We start from the raw sequence: 22,138 nt of genomic DNA on the forward strand, positions 1-22,138 counted from the left end.
CTTCGCGGAGGCGCGGTCGAAGCCGCGCCCGATCCTCATGTACGGCCCCGCTGGAACATGCACATCCAGGTATCTGACCTCGCTGAGGCGAGCGCCGCGGCGCTGGCGGCAGGCGGCACGGTGATCCCGGCTACGCCCGTGCACGGCATCGCGGGCGAGCAAGCGGTCATCCGCGACCCGAACGGCGCTCTGTTCACCGTCACCGATTGCGCCTCCTCGGTCGGCCAGCGGCCCCCTGCACAGTGATCGGCCGCGCTTGAGCACGCTCCGGCGCACTGCGGCGGGGGAAGGGCCCGGGGTGCTCTGCAGTGCGGCGCTTCACAGCGAACGCTCTTCGCAATGCGAAACACCTGCGTTCGAAGCGAGTTGGTGAGCCCAAGGCACGAAGACGGCACGTGCGACACCCCACAGGTTTTACGTCGGAGCGTCAGGTAAGGCGGGAACGTGACAAGCAAGCACGCGCGAGCGGAGGAGCAGTCATGGCGGCGACGGCAGTAGCGCAGGAGCAGATCGCGGGGGCGGACGCCGCGCCCGAGTCACTTGAGGCTTCTCTGCCCGTGGTGGATGACACAAAGCGCGTCGCCCCGCAGGACGCACGTCGCCTGTCGAAGCTGTTCTTCGACCGGCTGGCGGACCTGGAAGAAGGCACGCCGGAGTACCAGTACGCGCGCAACGCTCTCATCGAGATGAACCTGTCGCTGGTGCGCTACGTCGCGCGCCGCTTCCGCAGCCGCGGGCAGGAGATGGAAGATGTCGTACAGGTCGGCACGATCGGTCTGATCAAGGCCATCGACCGCTTCGACGTATCGCTGGAGAACGAGTTCACCACCTTCTCGATCCCCTACATCACCGGGGAGATCAAGCGGTTCTTCCGCGACACCACCTGGTCCGTGCACGTCCCGCGGCGCCTGCAGGAGCTGCGCGTCGACCTTGCCCGCGCCCGCGAACAGCTGGAGGGGCGAGGCATCGCAGAACCGTCCGTCGCCGACCTCGCGGCACACCTGGAGCTTTCGGAGGAGGAGATCATCGAGGGACTGGTCGCCTGCAACGGTTACGACGCCGACTCCATCGACCGGCCCATCGAAGCCGGCGGCAAGCAGCAGACCGGGTTGGTCGCCGACCTGATCGGCGACGAAGACCCCGCCCTCGAACTCGCCGAGAACCTCCACGCACTCAAGCCGCACCTGGCCCGGCTGGACGAGCGCGAGCGCACCCTCCTTGAACTCCGCTTCGGCGCTGAGCTGACACAGACCGAGATCGGTGCGGAGATGGGCCTGTCCCAGATGCACGTCTCCCGCCTCCTAGCCCGCACCTACGCCACCCTCCGCGAAAACCTCCTCACCGACGCATGAGCACACCCGGGCCGCGCCCAACTGGGGATGCGGCCTGGGGCGGTTCGGCCGCTGGCCCGCAACGCCAGTGCTGACTCGCCCGGCGGCGTATGGACACATTTCGGCGTGGCAGGAAGTGGGCCCTGGCGCCTCGCACTGCCCTACGACCGGAGCGCGCCGTCTACGGGCTAGGCACGTCCCATCGCCGACGTTGGCCCATAACCCCGGCTAGTACTCCAGCCGGACTTCGGTGTATGTCCTGGTCATGGGCTTGAGCGTGGAGATTTTAGCGGGGTGATGCCGGGTGCGGGGCGGGTTCGCCCTGCCTGTCCCGCCAACGAGTGACCGCGCCGTGTGTAGTGACAGCGGCGGGACAGTCATTGCATGTGATCGATGACGCACCTGCCACCGTGTGGGAACAAGGGCTGGAAGAACTCTTCTTGCGGATCGGGCACCGCTTCCCCCGCGTCGAGCCCAGACGCCGGATGCGGGACTACGTGCGGGGCCTGCTCGGACCCGTCGGGCGCAAAAACTCCTGGCAACTGGCCGAGTTCGCCGGGCACTCCACCCCTGACGGCCTGCAGCACCTCCTGGCGAAGAGCCGTTGGGAGGCTGACGAGATCCGCGACGACCTGCAGAGTTACGTCGCCGAACACCTCGGCCCCGACGACGGCATCCTGATCATCGATGACACGGGCTTCGTCAAGAAGGGCATCACCTCAGCTGGGGTGCAACGGCAGCACTCCGGCACCGCCGGCCGCACCGAGAACTGCCAGATCGGTGTCTTCGCCGTCTACGCCACCACCCGCGGTCACGCTCTGGTCGACCGCGAGCTCTACCTGCCCAAGTCCTGGACCGACGATCCCGAACGCTGCCGCGCCGCCCGCATCCCTCAACCGCCGATTCGCGACCAAGAACGAACTGGCCCGCGCCATGGTCCAACGGGCCCTTACCTCGCCGCTGCCCGTCACTTGGGTCGCGGCAGACGCCGCCTACGGGCAGGATTCCCGCTTCCGGCGATTCCTGGAAGACGCCGGCCTGTCCTACGTCGTGGCGGTGCCCAAGTCCCAGCAGGTCCACGGCCCCCGCATCGAGCACCTCATCGGCCAGGCCCCCGTTGAGGCATGGCAGAGGCTCTCCTGCGGCGACGGCGCCAAAGGACCGCGGCTCTACGACTGGGCTGCCGCCCGCCTGCCGACGGTCTGGGAGTTCGACGGGGATGAGCCCACCCGGCAACGCTGGATGCTCGCCCGCCGCAGCATCACCAAGCCCGACGAGCTCGCCTACTTCCTCGCATCCGCCCCTTTGAACGCCACCGTCGACGATCTTGTGCGGATCGCCGGCTGCCGCTGGAAGATCGAGGAATGCTTCCAGAGCGCGAAGAATGAATGCGGCCTGGATCAGTACGAAGTCCGCCGCTACGTCGGCTGGCACCGGCACATCACCCTCGCCATGCTCGCCCACGCGTTCTTGGCCGTCACCGCCGCCCAGGAACGGCAAAGGGGGGAGCGACCAAGACACGCCCGACCTCGTGGACCTCACCCCGGCCGAGATCCGCCATCTACTGGCAACTACCCACCGGCGTCCTCCTCGACAGGGCAACCACGCGGTGAACTGGTCGAGATGGCGCCGCCGGCACCAGGCTCGATCCCGCCGCTGTCACTACACACGGCGCGGTCACTCGTTGGCGGGACAGGCAGGGCGAACCCGCCCCGCACCCGGCATCACCCCGCTAAAATCTCCACGCTCAAGCCCATGACCAGGACATACACCGAAGTCCGGCTGGAGTACTAGCTCATGGGGTGGGGGTGAAGGACGCTGGCTTTTCAAGGAGGTCGTCAGGGAAGCTGGGGACGACCACGTCGTTGGTGCAGAAGCCGAGAACGAACGCGGTAAAGCCGCCTTCGGAGACGAACCATTCCTCGCTGTCCAAGTCGTTCACTGTCACCTTCCAGCTGTCCGGGTCCTCGGGAGGGTCCATCAGCCAGAAGATGTCATCACCATTGCTCGTGACAGCGACGGGCTGGAGCTGACGCGGCGGGCAGGGGGGCTCGACCCACTCGCTCATCTTCTCTACCGCGCTGCGTGCTCCTGGTGTCACCTTCACGATGTCGAGAGCTTCGTATGCGGCATCGGGCTGGAGGACGCCGAGGAAATCCTTGAAGCTACCGCTTCCGTAAGATTCGACGAGTTCCTTGTAGTCGCTGGGCAGCTGAGTGCCCAGCGCGTCTTCGACGGCGGTCCAGTCGATGTGGGGGTGGCTCGACCCCGGTGGAGGGCAGAGCTGCTGGAGGCGGTGCAGGTCGTTCATCAGGGCTCCTGTAGCCAGGCAGGGTTTTCCAACTTCACGTTCTGGAATATCGGACCGCCGCGTCCAGTGGCTTCAAGATGTATGTACCTGGGGATCTTGGCGGCGTCATTATCGTACTCAAGGCGGACGTTGTAGTGGACAACGTCTCCGTTGTCCCTTACCGCATTTCTGACCTGGAACTCATATCCGCGCATGTCTGGCGTGTTCACCGGCCTGTGGGTGATGGTGAAGAGGTTGGTGAGATCGTCACCGGTACCCCCCAGCATGGCAGCGAGCATATGGCCTCGAGCCTGCCCGAGAGGCTGGCCTGTAAACCCGGGCGGGAGCTTATCTGATCTGGCGCTGGTGCCTTCGCCTAGCATGTCCCTCTCGACCGTCGCCCTCATCGTCTCAAGACGCCCGTGCTGGTCTCGGCCCCACTGGACACGGCCGCCCCAGGTGATGTCGTCACGGCACTTCTTGGCCAGGCCCAGGGGGTCTGTATGTGCGAGGGGGTCGTCGACGTAGGTGTATGGGTTGGCGGCCGGTACCAGCCCGAGAGGGTCCGGAGAAAGGTATCGGCCGGTCTCCGGGTCGTAGTAGCGATTGACGTTGTAGTGCAGGCCGGTCTCGCGGTCGAAATACTGGCCGGGGAACCGCAGGGGCGTGTAGGCGGTGCTGCTGCGGTCCCATGCAGTGAGACCCCAGAGTGTGCTGTCGGCCTTCCAAGCGATGCCACCGCGTTCATCGACCAGTTCGGTCGGGGTGCCGTTCGGGCTGGTGATGATGAGGTAAAACTGGCGGGCGGTTTCCCGCCCGTCACCTGTGTCGAGCGTGCGCTCAGTCTGGGTGATGGGCCGGTCGCCGAGGTAGTCCCAATTGGTGACCTGAAACGTGGGGGCGCCCGTGCGGCGGGTGGACTCCTCCACCAGGAGGTGCCCGTCCCAGGTGAAGACCGTTTCCTCGGTCATCTGGCGGTTGCTGTCGTAGCGCTGCTTGGCTATGCGGCGCCCTAGCGGGTCATAAAGGTATTGCCATGTAAGCCCGCTTGGTGTGGTGACAGCAGTGAGCCGGTCCTCGGCATTCCAGGTGTAGCGCCAGGTGCTCGTCTTGCCGCTGAGGCTAGTGCGCTGGCGAGTGAGGAGCCGTCCTTGCTCATCGTGCTGGTAGTGGGTCCTTCCAGCCCGGCTGATGAGGGAGCCGCGGTATACCCGTTCGCCGACTGCGGCTTGTCCTGGCAGGTGGGACGGCCAACTCGCTGAGGCCTGGTCTCCAGCCGCGGTGTATTGGTACTGCTCTCCTCCACGGTCGGCATCCACTGCGACGATGCGGCCGACATCGTCCCGGCTGACGGTGCGTTGGCCTGTCACATGGTCACGCAACGAGAGAGGGCTCCCGTCAGGGCTGTAGCTGTAGTGGCGCTCGTGCATTGCACCCGTTGTGCGCAGCGCTTGGCGAGTGACGTGGCCGTTTATGTCCCAGGCGTGGTCCACGCTGAGTATGCCGTCGAGGATTCTGCTGGTCTCGCAGCCAAAGAGATCGTGAGTGAAGCGCAGCTGGTGGCTGGATGCCTGGTAGGAGACGACATCTTCTGCTGCGTCGAATTCCCACCGGCTTACTGAGCCGAGGGGGGTCCGGCGTCCTGTGAGCCGCCCCACGGCGTCGTACTCACGCGTCAAGCGGCGGCCGTTGACGTCCTCCTGTACCGGTTGACCGGTCTGGCTGTGCGTCACGGTGAGCTGTGCATCAGCGTTGCTTGCTTGTGTCATCGCCCCTGAGGGGCCGTACTGGAAGACCGAGTCAGTCGTGCCGTCATCGCTGGTGAGGCGCACGACGCGGCCGAGAACGTCTCGCTCGAAGTGCAGGGACTGGCCGGCGCGGTTGGTCTGCGCGGTGATGCGTCCGGCGGCGTCGTGCTGGTAGGTCATGCTGCGACCGTCGAAGTCGGTCTCAGCTGCCAGACGCCCGGCGGGGTCGTAGTGGTAGTGCCAGCTGCGGCCGTCGGGACCCGTGATCGTCGTCAGTCGCAGTTCGGCGTCGTGGCCGAAGCAGTATCGGCTGTCGTCGGGGGCTGCTGTGGAGGCCAGTTGGTCAAACGCATCGACGGCGAAGGTGGTGGTTCGCCCGACCCGGTCGGTGTGGCTGGTGAGATTGCCCTCTGCGTCCCACTCCCATCTCTCGCGTGTGCCGTCGGCGAGCTGGCGCCAGGTGCGCTGTCCTTCGACGTTCCAGCCTTGGTGTACGACGGCGCCAGAAGCGTCGGTGGCCTGCACAATGCGGCCGAATCCATCCCGGACGCAAGTGGTGCTCGTACCACTCGGATCGGCGACCGCGGTGACGAGGCCTGCGGCGTTACTGACGAGCTGGGTGGTTTCCCCAAGCGGGTCAGTGACGGCGGTCAAGTGGCCCGCGGAGTTGTAGGTGCAGTGGATGGTAGCGCCGGTCGGGTCAGTCTGAGTGAGCCGGTTGCCGCGTTCGTCGTAGGTGTAGCGCCACGTCTGGCCGTTGGCTTCGGTGATCTGGGTGGGCAGGCCGAGGTCGTTGTAGATGGCGTGGGTCTGCGTCCCGTCCGGGAGATACGCGGTTGTCAGGTGGCCGCGTTCGTCCCTTTCGTAACGTGTGGTGATCCCGAGTGCGTCGGTCACACTGAGTACCCGGTCGAAACTGTCGTAGCGGGTCGAGGTGGTGTGACCCAGGGGATCGGTCTCACCCACGACCTGGAGGCGTTCGTTGATCTTGTAGCGCGTGAGGTGGTCCAGCGAGTTGGTCACCGCGACCACACGGTGCCCAGTTTCCGGGTCGACAGGTTCGTAGGCGTAGCGGTAGCGCAGGTGTCCTTCGCTACCGCCCTGTGCTATGCAGCGTCCGTGCTGGTCGTAGGTGTACTCGTACCGGCTGCCGTTGGTGTCGGCCCACGCCGTCATGCGGTGCTGTTCGTCGTATTCGAAGCAATTGGGCAGACCGGTGGAGTTGACGACCGCGGTGAGGTTGCCGGACTCGTCGTGCTCGTACGACGTCACAACGAGATCAGCGCCGGCCTCGCCTTCCCCAGCCAGTTGCAACGAGGTGAGCAGCCCCTGCTCATCAGTGGTCAATTTAAGGTGGTAGCCACCTGAGTGACGGATGGACAGCGGTACACCGGTCTCGTCGTCGTAGTCGAACGTGATGTGATTGCCGTTGCGGTCCGTGATCTCGTCAAGAAGACCTAGTCCACTCGCGTGCGAAGCCGCGGTGAAGTAGCGGGTATAGCCACTGCCGGGGTCATGGATGGACCAGTCTCCCTGCTCTGTCACTTCCAGGGGCCACCTGGGGCCGCGCAGCGGCAGAACCTGCTGGCCGATGCTGGGGAGCGGGTAGGGAAGAAGCATGCCGTCTTCGGTCACAAGGATGACGCCTTGTTCGTCGAACTCCAGGCGCTGGTCGACCGTCGAAGTCCAGGAAGGACCCACAGTCCTGCCGACCCTGCAGGAGGACTCAAATTTGCGGCTGAAGGTCAAGGGCATGCTGCCGGGGAGCGCGATGTCTACCTCGCGCAGGTAGACCCGCCCAGTGGCCACATCCACCGGGTCACCGCAACCCTTCTTGGTGAGGTCCACCCGTGAATTGTTGTTCGGGTGTTCCTTGTCGAGCTGCTGCCGGGCCTTGCCATTGCCCCCGCGCTGGTTCCCCTTGCCAGAGCCGCTCGAGCCGTTCGAGTTCGGGGCTTTGGGATCCTTCTTGTCGTTCTTGCCGAGACCCTTGAAGTGGTCGGCCAGACCCTTGTCGTTGTCCTGGTGGTTCTTGGCCATCTGCTTGATACCGCGGGTCATGCTGTCGTCGAGGTGCTTAGCGGCCTTGGTGAGGCCCTTCTCGATACCGTCGATGACCTTGTCGAGCATGGCATTGGCCGCGTCGGCGATAGCGTCCTTGCCGCGGGTGCGCCCATGGTGGCTCTTGGCCCGGCCAATCTTGCTACCGGCCTTGTTACGGAAGGTCCCGCCCGCACTCTGCAGACCGGTCACCACCCGCTCGTGTTCCTCAGGATCATGACTGAACCCACTGCCGCCAGAGCCCCCGGGGCCCGAACCGCCGCCCCCGCCCCCGCGACGGCCGGCGCTGAGGAGTTCCATCGGGTTGTCAGCGGCTGATTTCGCGGAGTCCTTGGCGCCCTGGACGCCCTGGTTGAAGCCTTCCTTGCCGGCTTTGGCCGTCTGTCCGAGGTCCACGCCGTCCTGGACGCCGAGGGCATTGGCGCCCAGCTGGACGACCAGGTCTCCGACCATCGAGCCGAGCGCTTCCTCCACGGGGGTGAGGGCCATGCTGATGACCTGTTCCGCGACCTGCTGGCAGACCTCCTTGAACAGCCGCTTGACGATGACGCGGGTGGCCTGAGTGGCGGCCAGTGCACCGAGCTCGGAGAGTCCGAAGGTGAACGGAGCCGCAGCCTGCGCGGCGATCACCTCGGCCGCCAGAATGCCGAGTTGGACGATCGCGCCGAGCTTGGCGCCCTCGATGAGGACGGCGACGCCGTCCAGGGCGGTGGCCGCCATGCGGCCGCACTCCCCCAGGTTCTTCAGGTGCGTGCCGTTGATCTTGCTCCAGTGGGCATTGAGTGCCTCGACGGCCACCGAGCCGCCTGCGGAGGAGACGAGTCCCTGGATAGCGGTGTGCGCTTGGTTCGCGCCGTCGTCGATGTCGTCGGCGAACTCCCGCATGGCGTCGGCCATCTGGCGGTAGTCGTCCTCGTCCACGTTGGGCCAGGAGACCCCGATGATGTCGAGTACCTCGTCCGCCCACCCAGGCAGCACAACACCCATGCGAAAACAGCCCCCGTAACTATTAGTCAGATGATCACACGCTCTCACCTAGGCGGATGGTTCCTCAAGGCGGAAATAGGTCGCCCACGCCTCGCTCCCCAGTCCGCTGTCTTATGCCGGCTCCTGTAGGGGCTCCGGCGGCGGACCCCGTCGGCGGAGCTGGTGCGGAGTGCCGATGCCGCGTTACCCCTGAGCCAAAGGACGGACCCACTGGGCGGTGCGCCGGTGGAGAGCGCGAGCGTGACCACGTGGAGCGTCAGGCATTGGGCAGAGGTGACATGGACGATCGACTACCGGCGTTGGTGGACGGCGTGGTCGACGGCGACGAGACGCGCCTGCCACTGCTGACATTGCGAGAGGCTCAAGCAGCGGTAGAGCTTAGTGAGCGTTTGGTTCGCTTAACGGCCAGTTCATGGCGATTTTGGGAGGCCAGGCGTGATCGCCAACCCAAGCGATCCGTCGGAAATATGGCTTCTGCGGTAATCAGCGGACCAGTTGTGCGCCGGTTTCCACACACAAACTCCCGTCTCATTTAGAAAACTACCGGTCCACGCGAGATTGAGAACGCCCCCCCCGGTGCAACCGACACTCCTGCACACGCCCTGCCCAGGCCGGCCACCACCGCATACCCAGACATCATGCAGCCCTCACGGCCCTACCCAAGCGACCTGTCCGACGCCCGCTGGGAACTCATCCGCCCCACCCTCGAAGCCTGGCGTCAGGCCCGCAACGGCATCCGCAAGCCCACCCACGACCTGCGCGCCCTGATGAACGCCATCCTCTACGTCGACCGCACCGGCATCCCCTGGCGCTACCTGCCCCACGACTTCCCTCCCCACCAGACCGTCTACGGCTACTTCGCACTCTGGGAAACCGACGGGACCTTCGACCAGCTCACCGGCCTGTTACGCGGCAAAGTCCGCCAGGCCGAAGGCCGCTCGAGCCACCCCAGCGCCTGCCTGATCGACAGCCAGAGCATCAAAACCTCCGCCACCGTCCACCTGACCAGCCAAGGCATCGACCCGGCAAAGAAAATCATCGGTCGCAAGCGGCACATCGTCACCGACACGCTCGGCCTCCTACTGGCCGTGACCGTCACCGCCGCGAGCGTCCACGACTCTGCCGCCGGCACCCAACTCCTGACTCAAGTCCGCCAGCGCCACCCCACCATCACCAAAGCCTGGGCCGACAACGGCTACAAGACCAAAGCCGTGGAACACGCCGCCGACCTCGGCATCGACCTCGAAATCGCCCAACGCGACCCCACCACCCGCGGCTTCCACGTCCAGCCCCGCCGCTGGGTCATCGAGCGCACCCTCGGCTGGCTCATGCACCACCGCCGCCTGGCCCGCGACTACGAAACCCACCCACACCGATCAGCCGCCATGATCCAACTGGCCGGCATCAACCTCATGACCCGCCGCCTCACCCAGGAAGCCACCACCAACTGGCGCGACAGCTAAGCCAAATGAAACAGACAACCGAGAATCAAACGCTCACTAAGAAGGAATTAGGTCAGAGCGCGGTCGCGACTTCATCGGCTCGTTGCGGGGGAGCGTACGGCGAGGACCGTGCACAGCGCCGCCAGGGGGAGTTCCGCGCCGAGTGCCATGGCGAGAGCGCCGACCAGTTCCGCGCCGGGGGCGGCCGTGGCGACGTCGATGCAGGCGTCGGCGACGAGGAGAAGTGCCGCGGCAGCCGCCGAGGCGCGGTGACGGGGGTCTGCGTGCACGAGGCGGATGCCGGCCGCCAGGAGGCAGGCAGCCTCCAGGGCGTCCAGGGCCACCCAGGCCGCCGCCTCCTTGGGCGGTATTGTTCCCGCGAGATAGCCGAGCCACGGCAGCAGGGCAAGGCCCGCGCCCGCCAGGATGCGTCCTTGCCAGCGTCCATCGGCCGTGCCGTGCGAGGTGGAACTGTGGTCCTGGCAACGGGAGTTGGGGGCGGCGAGTGTCACGGAAGGTGTCTCCTTCGGCTGTCGTGTACCCGTCCTTCGGGCTCACGGATCAACACTCCGGTTCCAGGCGTTGCCCGTCAGTAGCGTCCCCTTCCGACTTGGGGTGGCACCAGCTACACCCCCGTTCCGGACACAGGATTCATGGCCTCGTTCCGAGGTCGCCATCTATCTTTTGATCATGACCATTTCCCCCCGGTTTCGCCGCGCTCTAGGGCGACTGCGACGCGACGTGGGCTTCATCGCCGCCGGGGTGCCGCTGCACCTCGTCACTCCACTGCTGCTCTTGTGGATACTGATCCTTGCGGGCAGGACCGTTGCCGGGACCTCCTCCGACGCCCCGGTGATCCTTCTGGCCCCGACAGGCTTGCTCATCACCGCGGGATACGGGCTGACCGAAGCTCAGCGCTGGCGGTTCAGGGCACTGTGCGGAGTGGACCTGCCGCGGCTGCGGTTCGCGGAGACGAAGCGGCAATTCGGCTACAACTGGCTGGTCGGGCCTCTGCTCGGAGTGCTGGAACTTCTGCTCATGGCGCTGCTGTCCGTGGGACTCGCGGCGGCGTCGGTCCTGGTGTGGGTGTGGCTGGTGCCGGCGCAGTGGCGAATCGAGCACCGTGGCTACACCACCCAGGCCACCTACCTCACCGTGCTTGGGCTCGCGATGCTGGCCGCGGTTCCGGTGCTGGCCGCGGGGCTCGTACGGCTGGAGAACCTGGTCGGGCGGGCGGTGCTGGGCGTAAGCCAGTCCGACGAGCTGGAACGGCGGGTCGAAGACCTCACCGAGAGCCGGGCCGGCGCGGTGGACGCGGCGGACGCCGAACGGCGGCGTATCGAACGGAATCTTCACGACGGAGCGCAACAGCGCCTGGTGTCCCTCGCGCTTAACCTGGGCCTGGCCAAGGCGACACTGACAGATCTGCCGCCGGAGGCGCGGGACGTCATCGAGGCGGCGCACCGTGAGGCGAAGGACGCGATCGAGGAGCTGAACAACCTCGTGCGCGGACTCCATCCGGCGGTCTTGGACGAACTGGGTCTGGACGCGGCGCTGTCGGGGCTCGCGGCCCGCGCCCCGCTGCCCGTACGGCTACGGGTCGACCTGCCGTCGCGGGCCGAACCGGCAGTCGAGGCCGTCGCCTACTTCGTCGTCTCGGAGGCCCTGACCAATGTCGCCAAGCACGCGCAGAAAGCGACCCGGGCCGATGTGACGGTCACCCGCATGGGCGAGATACTTCGGGTGGTGGTCGCAGACGACGGTGTGGGCGGAGCCGATCCGACCCGCGGGAGCGGCCTGACGGGGCTCGCCCAGCGCGTGCGTTCGGTGGACGGAACCTTCCGGATGAGCAGCCCCATGGGGGGCCCGACCATGATGAGCGTGGAGCTGCCGTGCCCGATGTGAGACGCGCCGTGATCGCCGAGGACTCCGTCCTGCTGCGGATCGGTCTGGTCAAGGTGCTGGAAATGGCCGGGTTCGAGGTGGCGGCGGAAGCAGGAGATGCCCAGGGCCTGCTCACTGCGGTCGAAGACCACCGGCCGGACATCGCCGTGGTGGACGTTCGGATGCCCCCCGGCTTCACGGACGAGGGGGTGCGGGCTGCGCTTTCGATACGTCAACAGTGGCCTGACACAGCAGTGTTGCTGCTCTCCCAATACGTCGAGGAGCGGTACGCGACGGCTCTGCTCGCCACAAACACGAGCGGAGTGGGCTACCTCCTCAAGCAACGCGTCGCGGATGTTGAGGAGTTCATCGAGGCCCTGCGGCGGGTGGCAGCCGGCGGCACGGCACTGGACCCGCAGGTTGTCGCCCAGCTGCTGGTGCGGCGGTCGAGCGATCCCCTCGAACGACTGACGGGACGCGAACGCGACGTCCTCGCCCTGATGGCCGAGGGACGCTCCAACGCGGGCATCTCCGCACAACTGGTGGTGAGCGAGAGCGCAGTCGCCAAGCACATCAACAACATCCTGGCCAAACTCGACCTGCCGAGGGCGAGCGCGGACCACCGGCGGGTGCTGGCGGTACTGCACTTCTTGGGAGCGGGCGGCTAGCGGTTTCGTTTGCGGGCGGGATGCCGGCTCTGTGGCGTCATGGTAGGTAGATGGTTGCGGTCTTCTCGCAGCGGATGGCGACGCCTCGTCACTGTTGAGGTGGTTGATGGGCCGCTCGACGGTGTTGCGCTGCTTGCAGATCTCGCGGTCGAAGGCGGGGCGGCCTGCCGACCCCGCTGTCTCGGCGAATCCGGTGGCACTGCTGGCCCCTACGCCCCGCCGGCGAGGACTTTGTCCGGCCTGGTCGGGGACCGCCCTCGCCGCCGGGGAGCATGCAGGCGGGCTGTCGTGGCCGATCGGCCACGAATACGTGTGGCCGATGGCCGAAGATGCAAAGCTGCCATCGTCCATGGCCGGTCCGGGGGACGGAATCGGCGCCTCATCAGTCGGGCCAGGTCCCCCGTCGATGCACCCGACCGGTCACCTGTGGCCGACGACCGACCTCAAATGCGCCCGGCCTTGCCGCTGGGCCGTCTCCTGCTCACGCGCTTGATGGACCTCTTTGGCCTGCCCAAGCACGCGCTGTCCGGTGCGTGGTGACACCTTCAGCCGCGGAGCGACCTCCGCGCCGGACAACTTCACATTTGTGGTGTCTGCCTCAATCAGCTCAGGACCAGCCACAGCGCATCGCGCAGGCCGCGGCTACTCGGTCACAACATTCGGCGAGTCCGACCAGCGCGCCCGCGAGGCCCTCGCCCAAGTCCGCCATGCCTGAGCCGCGCCGCGCCGGCCGCCTTATCACCTACATGACGTGCCTCATCGCGTTGGCGTTCGTTCTCGCCGTCGGCATTGTACGAAGCTGGCGCCCCCCGTGGGAGTGATCTAAGGCCGGGGGCTCCGCACCGCCGGTGTGCAGCGTGCGCGCGTGTGGAACGGCGGTCGTCCTGGGCGGTCTGGAGCCTCCCAGGGCGGCCGCCAACAGACTCCCGTCCGGCCCTCATGATGTGAGTTCGGTCAGCCGGGGGGGTCTGAATAGGCGCGTCACCCGTTCGACTGGGCGTCGCCGAATTCAGTTCACAAACAGGAGCCGCGGAAGCGTAGGCATATGAGCCTGCGCCCTGCCGACGAAAGGCAACCCATGCCTCAGCCTCCCGTTTGCCCGAAGCCTCAATGCGGGCGCTCGTACCTGTGGAAGGACACGACGACCACAAGGAACGGGGACGACGAATGGCTGTCGTGGTGCGGCTCCTGCCAAGGGAAGTGGAAACCGACAACCTCTCAAATTGCTGAGTTCCGCTATGGGCCATCGCCAGGACCAGCCAGTTCCGTGCGGATCGACCCCCGGTTGTCCCGGTAGCAAGGTAACCGTCTACGAATACGACGATGACGGGCGCTGCGTCAGTCAGCAGTCCTTCCCGTGCAACATCTGCGGGAGGCAGTAAACGCTCATCACTCGCGCGTAACCCCGTTCGTGAGCCCCAGCGGCCCGCGGACGGGGCGTTCTCATGCCTCGCGCCCCCGACGTCACGCGGGCTGGAGAAAGCCGTCTGAGCGATCCTGGAGAGCTTCAGGGAGCGTTCCGCGTCGACGGTGAGCCAGCCTTCGCCATGAGCGTGGACAGGTGCGGCCGGGCCTCGTCGCCCGACTCTTCGGCGGTGGGCGCAGACTGGGGCAGAGGTGCGTCAGGTGCACGTCAGGCCAAGGCTCTCTGCCTGCCCAGAGCAGGACAGAGGGGGCAGGCGCCGGTGACCTGACTCATTGAGGGGTGCTGAAGGCCCCCTGGAAGTGAGGCGGGGGTCAGGACATGCTTGATGGGGGAGTAGATGCGTGCTTCGTATATAGAGGTAGACGGCAAGTATTCGCTGTATCCGCCGGCGATTACTTCCTCGTCCCCAAAACGTACGGCGTTGAGATGTTCGGGCAGCTCAGCCCGCATCTGTCAGCCGAGGGTCTCATCCCAACGGCCGATGACGTTGCCGTCGAGGATCACCAAGGCGCCGACGATGACGGCTTGTCCGAGGCCGGCATTGATGAGCCTTACCCTGACAGGGCCCCCTGGTGGATGACGCGATGCAACTGAAGAACGGGCCGCACTGGGTGGCGGTTGTGCAGGCGTGTCAAGCGCGCCTGCCAGACCGAGACAACAAATGACGCGACGGCCATCACCACTGCGCAGGTGGCCATAACTGTCTCTGCGTCATATCCCCCGCTCCCCTGCCCGGCGGGTCACGTGGGAGATGGGGCTGCGGACGGTGTGCTGCGTAGTGCCCTGCGCAGGGCTGCTACTTGGGTGGCTGTCACTGCCGTGGTGGGGGCTGCGGTCGGGGTGGTGGCTGTTCCTGTGCAGCGGGTGCATGTGGTGGCTTGCCGGCCTCGGGGCAGCGGGTCCCTGCAGTGGACGCACTCCGCCAACGGCGCGGATGCCTGGGAGGTCTGGGGGCGGGTGCGGTGTGGGGGCAGTTTGCGCGTGAGGCGGTTGGTAAGGAAGGCGCGTGCGCAGTGCACTACGGGTGGTAGCCCTGCGGTGAGCAGGGAGCGGGCTTCCTGCTCGCTGACACCATCGTCGAGCCAGCGGTCGGCCAGAGGCGCCAGCCCAAGGGTTCGGTGGCGCTCAGCGCCAGCTTCGGCTCGGAGTGGCTCAACCCCGCCAGAAACGCCACTCCACGAGATGCCGTCCGCACTGTGGCTGCAGAACGAGGTGGATCCTGCGCCTTGTTGGCGCCGGTCGACGTGCCGTAGCCGACCGATGGGAGGTCCGCGGCTAACGGCCGGGGGTGGGTGGGTTCTTCTCGGGAGACATCGGGAGCTACCCCGGGGTCGTCATCTTCCTGCTGACCCGCCACGTGTGTGCCTGGGGCCGCTGCGAAGACGGCACAGACTTCGACACCGGACAACCCTGCAAGCTCTGCCCCGACCGCGAACAACGGCGCCGCGAGGGCAGCCCCCCCCGCTCCCGGCAGCGGACAACGCCGACGTCGAAGAACGCTCCGTACCGCTGCCAGCGAAGTGGATGACCTGCTGGAGCGGCTGGCGAACCAGCTCGACGCCCTCACCACGGCCGCGCCGCTGGCGGCGTTGAAGGCGGTGGCGGCTCTGGAACGCATCACGGGGCGCGTCGGTAGGCAGGCTGCCTTCGCAGCGGAGGCTGAAGAGCTGTCCTGGGAGGAGATCGGTAAGGCCCTCGGGCTCACCGAGAAGGACGCCCGGTCCTGTCTCACCCACTACAGCCTCCGGCAGTGAGACCACCACGGGAACGACTGCACTTCCTTGGGACCGCTGCGGCGCGCTTGTAGGTGAGGTGTGGGACGAGGCCCGGCCAACGCGTGGTGCTGGCTGGTGATCAGCGGTAGCGGTCTGGTCGCACCTGGTCGCGATGCAGCAGAAGCGCTTGAGAGGGCGCGCATCAGTCTCTGGTGGCTGCCACTCGTAGTCGGCCTCGCCCGCGCGGCCGGGCGGTCAGTGTGCCGCCGGGCGCCCACGCTCACGGTGCTGGCGTGAACCTCAGCCGGTGCGGGGTTCGGCGTCGAACCAGGTGTGTTCCACCAGCAGTGGCATCCAGGCGAGCTGCGGATACAGGAGCAGACGCGGGATGAGCACGCCGCAGACCAGGCCCGGCCAGCCGCCGGCCAGGTAGGCGGCGGCGAGCACTGCGGCGACGGCGGCGGGCCGGCGCCCGCGGGCGGGGGAGCGGTGCAGGCCCGCGGCCAGGCCGGCGAGCGTGGCGCGGATGCCGCGGGCGGTCAGCGGGTGGACGAGTGCGACGGCCAGGCGCAGGCGTCCGGCGCCGGGGCGCAGTCCGCCCCGGTGGGGCTCGGCGAGGTTGGGGCGGCGGCCTGGGTGGCGTGGGGGTAGTGGTCTGGTACGTGTCGGCGGCGCCGCAGCGCTACGGGTCCCAGGCCGAGCGGCAGGTGGGCGAAGACCTCGGCGAGCAGCAGGTTGGCGCGGGCGGTGTGTGCCAGGACGCCGTGGACGGCGGCGTGGCTGATCTCCTGCAGGTGACGGAACTGGACGGCTACGCCGGCCGCGGCCGCCGGGGCCGCGAGGGTTCCGTGCGCGGCGAGCATCCACCAGCCGGTGATCTGCAGCCACTGGCCTGCCAGTAGTGCGGTGGGGGTGAAGTTGTTGGCGCGGGTGCGCTGGAGGGATATCAGGTGGGCGGCGTCGGCGGTGCGGGGCGGTGGCGGGCGAAGTGGCGCGGTCGATCTGGCGCAGGAGAGGACGCCGGCTGGACCAGCTGCAAGAAGAAGGTCCTCAAGATCAGCTACAAGTGCGCTGATCTCGTCAGCAAACGCCAGTACGTCACCGTCGGCACCCTGGCCATGGTCTACAAGGGGCGCACCAATACAGACACTTTCTCCAGCAAGAAAGTGAATGTGTACTGCCGCTAAGGCATAACACGTTGTCGCGCGGCTGGCCCTTCATCTCGGCCAGCCGCGCTGCATCACTCCCACGATTCCAGCATGCGTTCCGCAGCTGCAACCTCTTCGTCGCTGGAGAGCAGCTGGAAGCAGTTTCCTTCCGGGTCGGACATAATGATCCATCCGACATTGAGATCTGTGTGCACATTCCATTGTCTCTTGAGTGTGACAGCCCCAAGGTTCATGAGACGCGCTGCTTCTTCGTCGAGAGTCGAGGTCTCGGCCGCCAGGTGCATGAACGGTTCGACCTTACGGTTTTTCTCTCCGGAACCCTCCACGATGTAAAGGAGGAGTTCCTGATTCCGTCCGAACCGGATGTTCACTCCGCCCATCCCTGGGTCGATCGAGGACTCCAGGGCGGCGCTCCAGAACGCCCCCAGGGCGACCGGGTCCTGCGACTCGATCACCACTGATCGCAGGGAAACACTCAACGGGCCCTCCTTGTGATGGACGGTGCGTGGACTCAACTGCCGTCCGATCGCCTGCAGATCACCGCTGACCCTGCCACGCGGGCCGGGATGTGTCAGCGAGATGATCGGCCAGCTGCCGGCAGCCCAATGCCGGGAGGTCAGTGTTGGGCGTGTCAGCCCTCGTCGATGCTGCACCCCTGCTCTGCCTCGTCATCGCCATCCCTGCGGGTGACGGACTTGCGGATTCGCCGGTCCTGGAGCCTCCGCTTGGGCAGTGTCGGCACGGACAGGTCTTGGCATCGTCGGGGAGGGCGCAGTGATGGGTTGGCGGACTGAGGAGTTCGGGTCGTCGCACGAAGGGTTGGCAGGGGCCGTGCTCGCCGACGGTAGCGAACCCAAGCCGGTGTTTTTGGACACCGGGAGCGGTGGTCACATGCACCAGACCACCGAGTGGTGGGCCTACGACGGCAAGCTGAGCCGGCCACGGGCGGAGGAGGTACGGGGGTCGTGTTCGTGCGGATGGCGCGGCACGACCCGCTACCCCATCGACTGGACCCAGCGGGACCATGACGGTCTCCACGAGCTCGACACCTCCGGACCACGCGACGACTGGGCCCAGCACATCGCCGACGTCGAAGAACGCTCTCTACCGCTCCCCAGCGAACTGAACGACCTGCTGGAGCGGCTGACGAACCAGCTCGACGCCCTCACCACCGAATCGCCACTGGCGGCACTGAAGGCGGTGGCGGCCCTGGAACGCGTCACTGGGCGCATCGGACGGGAAGCCGTCTATGCCGCGGAGGCCGAAGAGCTGTCCGGGGGCGTGATCGGTAAGGCCCTCGGGCTCAGCGAGAAGGACGCCCGGTCACGTCTGACCCATTACAGCCTCCGGCGCTGAGACCACCACGGGCACGACTGCAATTCCTGCGATATGGCGACGAGACCGGGCGTGCACAGCCGCTCAGTCGTCGAGGTCGAACCAGCGGTTGTGGTGGTAGGACGCACCCGTCTTGTATCCCGAGTCCGTGGCGCCGCTGTATGTAACACCGTGCGGGTCTTCGCCGTCTCCAGGGGCGAGTGCCGCTGCCGGGCTGGTTGCCATCAGCCCGGCAGCGGCAGCGGCAGCGAACGTCATTGCGATGCGACGAAGCACGAGATCCCTCTCTCTAGGTGTCGTTGTCCAGCTGCTCAACGACACAACGAGAGCCCCGGCACGCGCACGGGCGCCACGGTGAATTGATGCGCCTGGTCTATAGACCGCATCATTTCGAGTCCGCTCCAGAGGTCACTACTCTCCGGGGAGCGCCAGGAGAGCGAGGTCCAGAGGGCGGTGGCTTTGTCCACGAGAACGCACAGCCCAGTCTGCTGATGGCTGCTACTCGTAGCGGGCCTCGCCCGGAGGCCATGGACAGTTCGCCGCCGGGCGTTCGCGGTCAGAGGGCGGGCGTGACCTTCACGGTGGCTTCGGTGCAGCCGGCGGCGAGCTTGGCCAGGGCCCGGTTTTCGGCGTGGTCGATGGTGAGATTCCAGCGGAGTTTGGCGGTCACCCAGTCGATGACGTAGGTGCAGGAGGCGTCCTTGGCGGGTGGCATCCACTCGGCGGGGTCCTGGTCGCCTTTGGAGCGGTTGGGGCCGGAGCTGACGGCTACGAGGCTGCGTTGGGAGTCGAGGTCGTTGGCGTACTTCTCACGGCGCTCGTCCGACCAGTTGGAGGCGCCGGAGTCCCATGCTTCGGCGAGGGGGACGAGGTGGTCGATGTCGAGGCGGGAGGCATCAGTGACAGTTTTGCCGTCGTAGTAAGAGCGCCAGGTGCCGCCGGTCAGTTTGCAGCTCTTGCCTTGGCGGGGTTTGGTCACGGCTTCGGAGAAAAGGACTTCCTTGCGGGTGTCGCAGCCGTCATGGTCTGCGTCGATCCACAGGTGGAACTTGTCTCGCTCGTATCCGGTGCGAGATTCGTCGGCGACTTTCAACTGTTCGATGGCGTCGGGCAGTCGCAGGCTGCTGCCGGCGGGGGCGGACGCTGTGGGTGCCGTCGCCGAGGGCGGCTTGGGGTCGTTCTTTGGTGAAGCATCTCCAGTGCATGCGGCCATCGACAGCAGCAGGAGTGGGCATGCCAGGGCGGTGAGGCGGTGAGCGGGGCGCATACAGCTCCGTGGTGTTCGGGTGAGGCGAGGTAGGTGCATCGCGTCTACCCAGGGCAACGGGCCCCTCACCATCTGGCGCGTTCTTGGGTCACCGAGCGTCAACGGCCCCTACGAGGTCGCCCCACCCCCGAGAGGTCAGCCCCTCGACCGGGAGGCCCTCCGCGGTGAGGCATGGCGTCGGCCCGTGCCAGGTGCGGCATTCGGTGCAGTTCCAGTCCGTGCGCAGGGCCGGCGTCGCCCATGAGGTGCACCGGCAACAGCTGCGAGTCACCTCGAACCAGCCGCCGGGCATCGTGGCGATGCACCGGGCCTCGGCGAAGCTCCTCAAGCCAAACGCACCGTGGCCACCGGGCGGACGCCCTGGACGCTGCGGCGTAGCCTGGATGTGGGGGTCGCTGAGGCTGGCGAAGGCAGATACGTGCGGCTCTCGGAGATGCGAATGATCATGAAAGGCGCCCGCGACGACGACCGTGACCTGGCCGAAGCCATCGAGGTCGAGCGAGCCAGGACCGCTGCCGGTACTCCAGAGTTCATCCTCCGCCGGCGTGCGGAGCAGGCCCTGAGAAACCCGAAGCGCGCCGCACGCCGCGCCAAACGAGAAGCGCACAGGGTGCGCGCTGAGCCTCAGCTGGCCGTGGCGAAAGCGATGAGCAGTGAGATGGCATTGAACAGGGCCGCCACGGGTCACCGGTGGCCGAAGATCCACGACGGTGTTCTCAGCAACGGCACGCCGATCAAGGGCGCACACGCGGAGTTCTTTTCGCCGACGCACACAAGGCGTGGACCGCCACCCGGCTCATCGGCGGCGTGGCAAGCAGCGGCCTGTCCCTGCCGTTCGGTCGCAAGAATAAGGGCGCCGCAGCCATCAACATCACCTTCGCGGACGGTACGGCCAAGAGCTACACCGTCAAACCAGGCCCGGCACTGGGTAAGGCCAACAAGTACGTAACAGCGTTCAATGCCCTGGCCGCCAAATCGGACTGATCACGACGACCGCCGCGCGCGACATTGGACCTGACCGTGGAGTGCAACGCCAGCCGCTTCAGCGGGCGCCATTGCACGGATCGGGCCGATGCGTCTAGGAGGGCGAGCAGGTCCCCGGTCGGCTACCAGATCAGCCGGAGGGCACGGTGCCCGTCGGGGCCGTCTGCCCTAGGTGGCCCACGGCCCGGCCCTCGCCGGCGTATCCGGCCAGGTAGATGACCCGGGGCGTCGATGTCGGACTCCGGGCTCATCCGCTCCAAGGAACGCGCGCGAGGACGAGTTTCCCTGATGCAGGCGGATCCGCGCTGACTCTGCCGACTGTCTGGACCCACGCACTCTACAAATGTAGAGTCCACGGGTATGAGTGGGCTTGCAGGCACCTTCGTTCCCCGCCCGGACTTCGACTCCCGGCACCAGATGGTCGTCCCTGCTCCGGTGGAGGCGGTGTGGGCGGCGTGGCAGGAGATGGAGCAGGCCGGCGGCGCGGGGTGGGGGCCGGTTGTCCGGGCGCTGTTCGCCGTGCGGCGGCAGCTCGGCCGTTTGAAGAGAGGGGGTGGCGAGGTAGCGGAGGAGGACCTCCGGGACAGTTTTCTGCTGCTGGCCGAGGACCCACCGCGAGAGATGGTCCGGGGGATCGTGGGGCAGTGGTGGACCATGGGAGCAGCCGACGGCCGGCCGGACGTCACAGGCCCGCGTGAGTTCCTGGCATTTGACGAACCCGGTTACGCGAAGGCGACCTTCAGCATGAGCTTCACCGCGGACGCCGCCAGCGGCGGGACGCGGGTCGTCACCGAGACCCGGGTCTTGTGCCTCGATGAGACGGCTCGTCGTGCCATGGGGCGGTACTGGCGTCTCATTGAGCCGTTCAGCGGCCTCGTCCGCCGGATGATGCTCAGCAGGCTCAGGAAGCGGGCCGTCGCATGAGCAACACCAGAAGCCCCCGCGTACAGGCGCTGCTCACCGCGGCGGTGGCGGTTATCGCCGATGAGGGCCTGCGAGGGCTCACCCACCGGGCGGTCGACGGGCAGGCAAAGGTGCCGACCGGGTCGACCAGCTATTACTTCCGTACCCGGCAGGCACTGCTCGCCGGCGTGGTCGCGTTCATCGCCGAAGAGGAAGTGGCGGACATAGAAGCGGCGACCGTCTCCGAAGAGCTTGCCGAGGCGCCGCCGGTACACCAGGTGGCCGACCGCTTCGCGGGCGTACTGGCCCACTGGCTCGGCCCCCAACGCAACCGCACTCGCGCCCGCTTGGAGATCATCCTCCTGACGGCGCGCCGCCCAGAAGGGGAGCTGGGGACCGAACTGGCCCGCGCCCGGGAGAGCTTCGTCGGCCAGGCACAGCTGCTGGCAACGACGCTCGGCAGCCCGAATCCGAAAGAGGGCGGACAGCTCGTGGTCGCCTTCGCCGAAGGACTCACGTACGACGGGGTGGCGCGCCCCGGCCCGGACACCACCGACCGGGCGGCCCTGCGACAGATGCTGGAGAGGGTCCTGCTCACCCTGGCTCGGTAGCGGGGCACTGGAGGGGACAGCTGGGCGGCAGTAGTACCGACGGCTGGCCTACTGACCGAAGGCGCGGCCGATCACTGTGCAGGGGGCCGCTGGCCGGCCGAGGAGGCGCAGTCGGTGACGGTGAACAGAGCGCCGTTCGGGTCGCGGATGACCGCTTGGTCGCCGGCGATGCCGTGCACGGGCGTAGCCGGGATCACCGTGCCGCCTGCCGCCAGCGCCGCTGCGCTCGCCTCAGCGAGGTCAGATACCTGGATGTGCATGTTCCAGCGGGGCCGTACATGAGGATCGGGCGCGGCTTCGACCGCGCCTCCGCGAAG

The 22,138-nt window shown here is 66.9% G+C and carries 19 protein-coding genes and 1 pseudogene; 12 read left to right on the forward strand and 8 right to left on the reverse strand.

What is annotated here, in order from left to right:
- The 3 genes and pseudogenes from ACGFZW_RS38545 to ACGFZW_RS38555 all read left to right on the forward strand — a co-directional run.
- Positions 1 to 246, forward strand: a 246-nt coding sequence (locus ACGFZW_RS38545; RefSeq protein WP_393898004.1) for a VOC family protein, incomplete at its 5' end; no start/stop codon positions are given.
- A gap of 233 nt (positions 247 to 479) precedes the next feature.
- A complete protein-coding gene (locus ACGFZW_RS38550; protein ID WP_393898005.1) occupies positions 480 to 1,352 on the forward strand; it encodes a SigB/SigF/SigG family RNA polymerase sigma factor in 873 nt (290 codons plus the stop codon).
- Positions 1,353 to 1,720: 368 nt separating this feature from the next.
- Positions 1,721 to 2,822 (forward strand): annotated as a pseudogene (locus tag ACGFZW_RS38555) (IS701 family transposase); the annotation flags it as partial.
- A gap of 304 nt (positions 2,823 to 3,126) precedes the next feature.
- Here the strand turns inward: ACGFZW_RS38555 and ACGFZW_RS38560 are convergent.
- Positions 3,127 to 3,642: an SMI1/KNR4 family protein gene (locus ACGFZW_RS38560; RefSeq protein ID WP_393898006.1), complete on the reverse strand. Its 516-nt coding sequence runs from the start codon at positions 3,640 to 3,642 to the stop codon at positions 3,127 to 3,129.
- Positions 3,642 to 8,351: an RHS repeat-associated core domain-containing protein gene (locus ACGFZW_RS38565; RefSeq protein ID WP_393898007.1), complete on the reverse strand. Its 4,710-nt coding sequence runs from the start codon at positions 8,349 to 8,351 to the stop codon at positions 3,642 to 3,644. The genes ACGFZW_RS38560 and ACGFZW_RS38565 overlap by 1 nt, the downstream gene beginning before the upstream one ends.
- Positions 8,352 to 9,055: 704 nt before the next feature.
- Between ACGFZW_RS38565 and ACGFZW_RS38570 the strand changes: the two genes are divergently transcribed.
- Positions 9,056 to 9,880 (forward strand): IS5 family transposase, encoded by an 825-nt coding sequence (locus tag ACGFZW_RS38570; protein ID WP_393898008.1) that lies wholly within the window; start codon positions 9,056 to 9,058, stop codon positions 9,878 to 9,880.
- Positions 9,881 to 9,951: 71 nt separating this feature from the next.
- Here the strand turns inward: ACGFZW_RS38570 and ACGFZW_RS38575 are convergent, their stop codons facing one another.
- Positions 9,952 to 10,371, reverse strand: a complete 420-nt coding sequence (locus ACGFZW_RS38575) for a hypothetical protein (protein WP_393898009.1) — start codon at positions 10,369 to 10,371, stop codon at positions 9,952 to 9,954.
- Positions 10,372 to 10,549: 178 nt separating this feature from the next.
- Between ACGFZW_RS38575 and ACGFZW_RS38580 the strand changes: the two genes are divergently transcribed.
- The 3 genes from ACGFZW_RS38580 to ACGFZW_RS38590 all read left to right on the forward strand — a co-directional run bounded on the left by ACGFZW_RS38580 (position 10,550) and on the right by ACGFZW_RS38590 (position 15,591).
- Positions 10,550 to 11,764 (forward strand): sensor histidine kinase, encoded by a 1,215-nt coding sequence (locus ACGFZW_RS38580; RefSeq protein ID WP_393898010.1) that lies wholly within the window; start codon positions 10,550 to 10,552, stop codon positions 11,762 to 11,764.
- Between the two features lie 8 nt (positions 11,765 to 11,772).
- The gene (locus tag ACGFZW_RS38585) at positions 11,773 to 12,411 is read left to right on the forward strand and encodes a response regulator (RefSeq protein WP_393898022.1); all 639 of its coding nucleotides are present in this window, start codon (positions 11,773 to 11,775) and stop codon (positions 12,409 to 12,411) included.
- Positions 12,412 to 15,357: 2,946 nt separating this feature from the next.
- Positions 15,358 to 15,591: a hypothetical protein gene (locus tag ACGFZW_RS38590; RefSeq protein ID WP_393898011.1), complete on the forward strand. Its 234-nt coding sequence runs from the start codon at positions 15,358 to 15,360 to the stop codon at positions 15,589 to 15,591.
- Positions 15,592 to 15,852: 261 nt separating this feature from the next.
- Here the strand turns inward: ACGFZW_RS38590 and ACGFZW_RS38595 are convergent, their stop codons facing one another.
- Positions 15,853 to 15,999 (reverse strand): hypothetical protein, encoded by a 147-nt coding sequence (locus ACGFZW_RS38595; RefSeq protein WP_393898012.1) that lies wholly within the window; start codon positions 15,997 to 15,999, stop codon positions 15,853 to 15,855.
- Between the two features lie 92 nt (positions 16,000 to 16,091).
- Positions 16,092 to 16,415 carry a hypothetical protein gene (locus tag ACGFZW_RS38600; protein ID WP_393898013.1) on the reverse strand — a complete coding sequence of 108 codons (324 nt, stop codon included), beginning with the start codon at positions 16,413 to 16,415 and terminating at the stop codon, positions 16,092 to 16,094.
- 87 nt (positions 16,416 to 16,502) lie between these two features.
- Here ACGFZW_RS38600 and ACGFZW_RS38605 point away from each other — a divergent pair, with 87 nt between their 5' ends.
- Positions 16,503 to 16,739, forward strand: a complete 237-nt coding sequence (locus ACGFZW_RS38605) for a hypothetical protein (protein ID WP_393898014.1) — start codon at positions 16,503 to 16,505, stop codon at positions 16,737 to 16,739.
- Between the two features lie 53 nt (positions 16,740 to 16,792).
- Here ACGFZW_RS38605 and ACGFZW_RS38610 read toward each other — a convergent pair whose 3' ends face one another.
- On the reverse strand, positions 16,793 to 17,200 hold the full coding sequence (locus ACGFZW_RS38610; protein WP_393898015.1) for a VOC family protein: 408 nt from the start codon (positions 17,198 to 17,200) through the stop codon (positions 16,793 to 16,795).
- A 412-nt stretch (positions 17,201 to 17,612) separates the two neighbouring features.
- On the opposite strand from ACGFZW_RS38610, the gene ACGFZW_RS38615 reads away from it, so the two are divergent.
- Positions 17,613 to 18,077, forward strand: a complete 465-nt coding sequence (locus tag ACGFZW_RS38615) for a hypothetical protein (protein WP_393898016.1) — start codon at positions 17,613 to 17,615, stop codon at positions 18,075 to 18,077.
- A 535-nt stretch (positions 18,078 to 18,612) separates the two neighbouring features.
- Here the strand turns inward: ACGFZW_RS38615 and ACGFZW_RS38620 are convergent.
- Entirely contained in the window at positions 18,613 to 19,323 is a 711-nt protein-coding gene (locus tag ACGFZW_RS38620; RefSeq protein WP_393898017.1) for an HNH endonuclease family protein, read from the reverse strand.
- Between the two features lie 690 nt (positions 19,324 to 20,013).
- On the opposite strand from ACGFZW_RS38620, the gene ACGFZW_RS38625 reads away from it, so the two are divergent.
- The 3 genes from ACGFZW_RS38625 (at position 20,014) to ACGFZW_RS38635 (ending at position 21,821) form a co-directional block, all read left to right on the forward strand.
- Positions 20,014 to 20,307 carry a hypothetical protein gene (locus ACGFZW_RS38625; protein ID WP_393898018.1) on the forward strand — a complete coding sequence of 98 codons (294 nt, stop codon included), beginning with the start codon at positions 20,014 to 20,016 and terminating at the stop codon, positions 20,305 to 20,307.
- Positions 20,308 to 20,667: 360 nt separating this feature from the next.
- Entirely contained in the window at positions 20,668 to 21,231 is a 564-nt protein-coding gene (locus tag ACGFZW_RS38630; protein WP_393898019.1) for a hypothetical protein, read from the forward strand.
- Positions 21,228 to 21,821 (forward strand): TetR/AcrR family transcriptional regulator, encoded by a 594-nt coding sequence (locus ACGFZW_RS38635; RefSeq protein ID WP_393898020.1) that lies wholly within the window; start codon positions 21,228 to 21,230, stop codon positions 21,819 to 21,821. The genes ACGFZW_RS38630 and ACGFZW_RS38635 overlap by 4 nt, the downstream gene beginning before the upstream one ends.
- A gap of 71 nt (positions 21,822 to 21,892) precedes the next feature.
- Here ACGFZW_RS38635 and ACGFZW_RS38640 read toward each other — a convergent pair.
- Positions 21,893 to 22,138: VOC family protein (locus tag ACGFZW_RS38640; RefSeq protein ID WP_393898021.1), on the reverse strand; the 246-nt coding region annotated here is incomplete at its 5' end.

The organism is Streptomyces sp. NPDC048248 (genome assembly GCF_043201875.1).
Taxonomy (GTDB): Bacteria; Actinomycetota; Actinomycetes; order Streptomycetales; family Streptomycetaceae; genus Streptomyces.

Excerpts from the sequence above, each read along its gene's own strand:
- ACGFZW_RS38630 (WP_393898019.1), top strand. The coding sequence starts at position 20,668 with ATGAGTGGGCTTGCAGGCACCTTCGTTCCCCGCCCGGACTTCGACTCC.
- ACGFZW_RS38550 (WP_393898005.1), top strand. The coding sequence starts at position 480 with ATGGCGGCGACGGCAGTAGCGCAGGAGCAGATCGCGGGGGCGGACGCC.
- ACGFZW_RS38600 (WP_393898013.1), bottom strand. The coding sequence starts at position 16,415 with ATGCTCGCCGCGCACGGAACCCTCGCGGCCCCGGCGGCCGCGGCCGGC.
- ACGFZW_RS38580 (WP_393898010.1), top strand. The coding sequence starts at position 10,550 with ATGACCATTTCCCCCCGGTTTCGCCGCGCTCTAGGGCGACTGCGACGC.
- ACGFZW_RS38635 (WP_393898020.1), top strand. The coding sequence starts at position 21,228 with ATGAGCAACACCAGAAGCCCCCGCGTACAGGCGCTGCTCACCGCGGCG.
- ACGFZW_RS38615 (WP_393898016.1), top strand. The coding sequence starts at position 17,613 with ATGCACCAGACCACCGAGTGGTGGGCCTACGACGGCAAGCTGAGCCGG.
- ACGFZW_RS38570 (WP_393898008.1), top strand. The coding sequence starts at position 9,056 with ATGCAGCCCTCACGGCCCTACCCAAGCGACCTGTCCGACGCCCGCTGG.
- ACGFZW_RS38620 (WP_393898017.1), bottom strand. The coding sequence starts at position 19,323 with ATGCGCCCCGCTCACCGCCTCACCGCCCTGGCATGCCCACTCCTGCTG.
- ACGFZW_RS38560 (WP_393898006.1), bottom strand. The coding sequence starts at position 3,642 with ATGAACGACCTGCACCGCCTCCAGCAGCTCTGCCCTCCACCGGGGTCG.